Source organism: Rhodococcus aetherivorans (assembly GCF_011058165.1).
GTDB classification, from domain to species: Bacteria; Actinomycetota; Actinomycetes; order Mycobacteriales; family Mycobacteriaceae; genus Rhodococcus; species Rhodococcus aetherivorans.
The window spans coordinates 1-3932 of record NZ_JAALEG010000168.1 but is presented as its reverse complement, the minus strand read 5'-3'; the positions used below and the strand labels follow the sequence as shown (position 1 = coordinate 3932).

Sequence of the window (3932 nt, the reverse complement as noted above, 5' to 3'; positions counted from 1 at the left end):
GCCCGCCCGACCCGTTCTTCACCGTCGGCACCCGGCTCGCCAACGGACTCGGACGCACCGGCACGATCCACACCCCGCACGGCGACATCCACACCCCGGCGTTCGTCGGCGTGGGCACCAAGGCGACGGTCAAGGCGGTCCTGCCCGAGGCGATGAAGGAACTCGGGGTGCAGGCCCTGCTTGCCAACGCGTACCACCTGTACCTGCAGCCCGGGTCGGACATCGTCGACGAGGCGGGCGGGCTCGGTAAGTTCATGAACTGGGACGGGCCCACCTTCACCGACAGCGGCGGATTCCAGGTGATGTCCCTCGGGGTCGGCTTCAAGAAGGTCCTGGCGATGGATGCCGTGGGCGTGCGGTCCGACGACGTCATCGCCGAAGGCAAGGAGCGGCTCGCGCACGTCGACGACGACGGGGTCACCTTCAAATCCCACCTCGACGGCTCCCGGCACCGGTTCACCCCGGAGGTGTCGATGCGCATCCAGCATCAGCTCGGCGCCGACATCATGTTCGCGTTCGACGAGCTGACCACCCTGATGAACACCCGCGGCTACCAGGAACAGTCCGTCGAACGGACTCAGGCGTGGGCGGTGCGGTGCATCGCCGAACACGAGAAGCTCACGGCGCAGCGCGCCCACCGTCCGTACCAGGCGCTGTTCGGGGTGGTGCAGGGCGCGCAGTACGAGGACCTGCGCCGGCAGGCGTGCCGTGGGCTCGAATCGATCGTCGGCGAGTCGGGCCGCGGCTTCGACGGCTACGGCATCGGCGGGGCGCTCGAGAAGCAGAACCTCGGCACCATCGTCCGCTGGTGCACCGAGGAACTGCCCGAGCACAAGCCCCGGCACCTGCTCGGCATCAGCGAGCCCGACGACATGTTCGTCGCGATCGAGCACGGCGTCGACACGTTCGACTGCGTGAACCCGTCGCGGGTGGCGCGCAACGCGGCGATCTACCACCCGGACGGGCGTTTCAACATCAACACCAGCCGGTTCCGCCGCGACTTCACCCCGATCGACGAGGACTGCGACTGCTACACCTGCCGGCACTACACGCGCGCGTACATCCACCACCTGTTCAAGGCGAAGGAGATGCTGGCGTCCACGTTGTGCACCATCCACAACGAGCGGTTCACGGTGCGCCTCGTCGACGAGATCCGCGCCGCCATCGACGGCGGGTACCTCGAGGAACACAAGGCCGAGACCCTGGGCCGGTTCTACGCGCGGCGGTGAGTGAGGGTTCGCGAACTCCACCGTCGTCCGCGACGGCTGCCGCGGACGACCGGACCGGTCGCGGCGCTCACTCGGCGTAGGTCGGCTCGCGCCGCTTCACGTGCGCGATGACCGCGTAGGTGACCGGCATGACGGCGACCTCGACCAGCGTCTTCCACAGGAACCCGACCACCACGTAGTTCACGAAGTCCGCCCACGTGGTGATGCCGATGACGCCGGCGGCGATCGCACAGAAGATGAGCGTGTCGGCGAACTCGCCGACGACGGTGGAGCCGATCAGCCGCGCCCACAGGTGCTTCTCCTTGGTGACCTCCTTGATGCGCACCAGCACGTAGGAGTTGAGCAGCTGCCCGACGAGGTAGCCGGCGAGGCCGGCCAGCAGCAGCCGCGGCACCACCCCGAGGACCGCCTCGAATGCGGCCTGATTCTCGTAGAAGTCGGCGGGCGGCAGCTGCTGGGCGATCCAGAAGCACAACGCGGCCAGCGCCACCGCACCGAAGCCGTAGTAGACCGCGCGACGGGTCGCGGCGAAGCCGTACACCTCGCTCAGGACGTCACCGACGATGTAGGCGAGCGGGAACAGGAAGAACGCGCCGTCGGTGATGATCGGCAGGACCTGCAGCGGGCCGAGCGCCCACTCGGCGTCGCCGAAGAAGGCCACGCCCTTGCTGGCGGCGACGTTGGAGATGATGAGCACCGCCGTGAACAGGGCCACCAGCCCGGGGTAGTAGCTGCGGACCACGCGGGCGAAGTGCGCATGGTCGGATTGCTGGGTCTGCACGTGCTCTGTCACCCGGCCATCCAAGCACTCGGACCGGAGGAAGGCGAAGAACGGACGAAAAGGACGCGGGCCCCGACCCGGTTGGATCGGGGCCCGCGACGTGCCGTCAGGGGGCTCCGCGACGTGCCGTCAGGGGGCTACCCGTCCGCCCGTGACGACCCGGTACGCGTATGCGTAGGCGATGGTGGTGACGGGCACCGTGACCAGCAGGCCGACGTAGCACAGCAGCGCGCCGACGAAGTTGATCGCGGACAGCACCAGCCACAGCAGGATCAGCTGCCCCACGTTGGCCGCGGCGGCGGACGCGCTCGACTTGATCGCCGTGACCGCGTCCTGCCGCTGGTCGATGACGAAATGCAGCGCCCACACGGTCAGGAAGGCGACGATGATGCCGCCGACGATGACGAGCGAGCCGAGCAGCGTGCCGACCGCGATGAGCAGGGAGACGAGCAGGATCGGACCGAGGCTGCCGACGCGGAAGAAGTCCTTCAGCGCCGGCTTGTGCCCGTCCAGCTCGTACAGGGCCCCGCGCACCGCGGCGGCCTGGACGACGAGCATGCCGATGACGAACGCGACGATCAGCACGATCATCACGACGATCCCGACGCCCGACATGCCCGTGCTGTAGCCGTAGCGGTCCGTCGTGGTCGAGGCCATCACGACGCCGAACATCAGGGCACCGAACACGAGGGCGGCCACGACGATCACACCGGCCAGGCTCAGCCAGCCGCCGACGTTCTCACTGAACTTGCGCCACCCGTAGTTCAGCGCGTCGCCGATGTTGATCTGCGCGCGGGGAGGACCGAAGCCGGGTGGAGGCGGGTAGCCGCCGGGGGCGCCGTATCCGGGCGGCGGTCCGTACCCGGCCGGATTCCCGTACTGCGGCGGCCCGTACTGCGGGCCGGGCTGTTGCGGTGCGCCACCGTACTGGGCGCCACCGTACTGCGGAGCGCCGTACTGGGGAGCGCCGTACTGGGGAGCGCCGTACTGGGGAGCGCCGTACTGCGGCGGGCCCTGCGGCGGGGCATAGCCGGGCGGGGGCCCGCCGTAGTTCGGTCCCTGCGCCGGGTAACCCTGGGGCGGACCGTACCCGGGCGGTGGGCCGTACGGCTGCGCGCCCGGGTACTTGTTCGGATCCTGCGGATCGGGATTGGACTCGTAGCCCCCGGTGGTCATCTTGTTCCTCTTGTTCGTAACGTGCCGCGTCGTGGAACGCCCGGGTCCGTCAGGGCGCGACGCCGCGGCCGGTGGTCACCCGGTAGGCGTAGGTGGAGGCGATGATCGTCAGCGGAATCGTGACGAGCAGACCCAGGCCGCACGGGATGGCGCCGAGGATGTTGATGCCGACCAGAGCCAGCGCCAGCAGCAGCAGCGGTCCCACGTTGGACGAGATGGCCCGGAAGCTGGACTTGATCGCGTCCACCGGCTGCTGGTTCTGGTCGATGACGAACTGCAGCGTCCACCAGGTCAGGAAGATGACGATGAAGCCGGGGATGATCAGCAGGATGAAACCGACCACGGTCATGAGCGAGACGAGCAGGCTCGCGACCACCACGGCGCCGATGTTCTCGAACTGGAAGAACGAGCCGAACGACGGACGATTGCCGTCGGTTTCGTGCAGCGCGCCGCGCACGTAGGCGGCCTGGATCAGGATGCTGACGAACACGCTGACGATCGCGCCGATGATGCTGAGCGCCGTCAGTTCGTTCGTGTCGAAGCCGCCGAAGATCACGTTGATCACGAACTGGATCAGCGCCGCCGCGACGACGAACGCGATCCAGACGCCCGCGTTCTGGCTGAACTTCTTCCAGCCGTAGCCGATCGCGTCACCCACGTTGAGCTGCGTGGGGGCGCCGAATCCGCCGTACTGGCTACCGCCCGAGGGGTAGTTGCCGGGCGGCGGGGGCGGGTAGCTGCCGGGC

At 68.5% G+C, this 3932-nt stretch carries 4 protein-coding genes; 1 reads left to right on the top strand and 3 read right to left on the bottom strand.

Going from position 1 to position 3932, the window contains the following annotated elements:
- The coding region (gene tgt / locus G6039_RS29780) for a tRNA guanosine(34) transglycosylase Tgt (RefSeq protein WP_164528184.1) at positions 1-1229 on the top strand (1229 nt) is incomplete at its 5' end.
- 67 nt (positions 1230-1296) lie between these two features.
- Here the strand turns inward: tgt and G6039_RS29775 are convergent.
- The 3 genes from G6039_RS29775 to G6039_RS29765 form a co-directional block, all read right to left on the bottom strand.
- The gene (locus G6039_RS29775; protein ID WP_006946396.1) at positions 1297-2022 is read right to left on the bottom strand and encodes a queuosine precursor transporter; all 726 of its coding nucleotides are present in this window, start codon (positions 2020-2022) and stop codon (positions 1297-1299) included.
- Between the two features lie 117 nt (positions 2023-2139).
- Positions 2140-3186, bottom strand: a complete 1047-nt coding sequence (locus G6039_RS29770) for a DUF2189 domain-containing protein (protein WP_043799043.1) — start codon at positions 3184-3186, stop codon at positions 2140-2142.
- 49 nt (positions 3187-3235) lie between these two features.
- The coding region (locus G6039_RS29765) for a DUF2189 domain-containing protein (RefSeq protein WP_478384773.1) at positions 3236-3932 on the bottom strand (697 nt) is incomplete at its 5' end.

Coding starts and splice junctions, on each gene's coding strand:
- G6039_RS29770 (WP_043799043.1), bottom strand. CDS start 3,186: ATGACCACCGGGGGCTACGAGTCCAATCCCGATCCGCAGGATCCGAAC.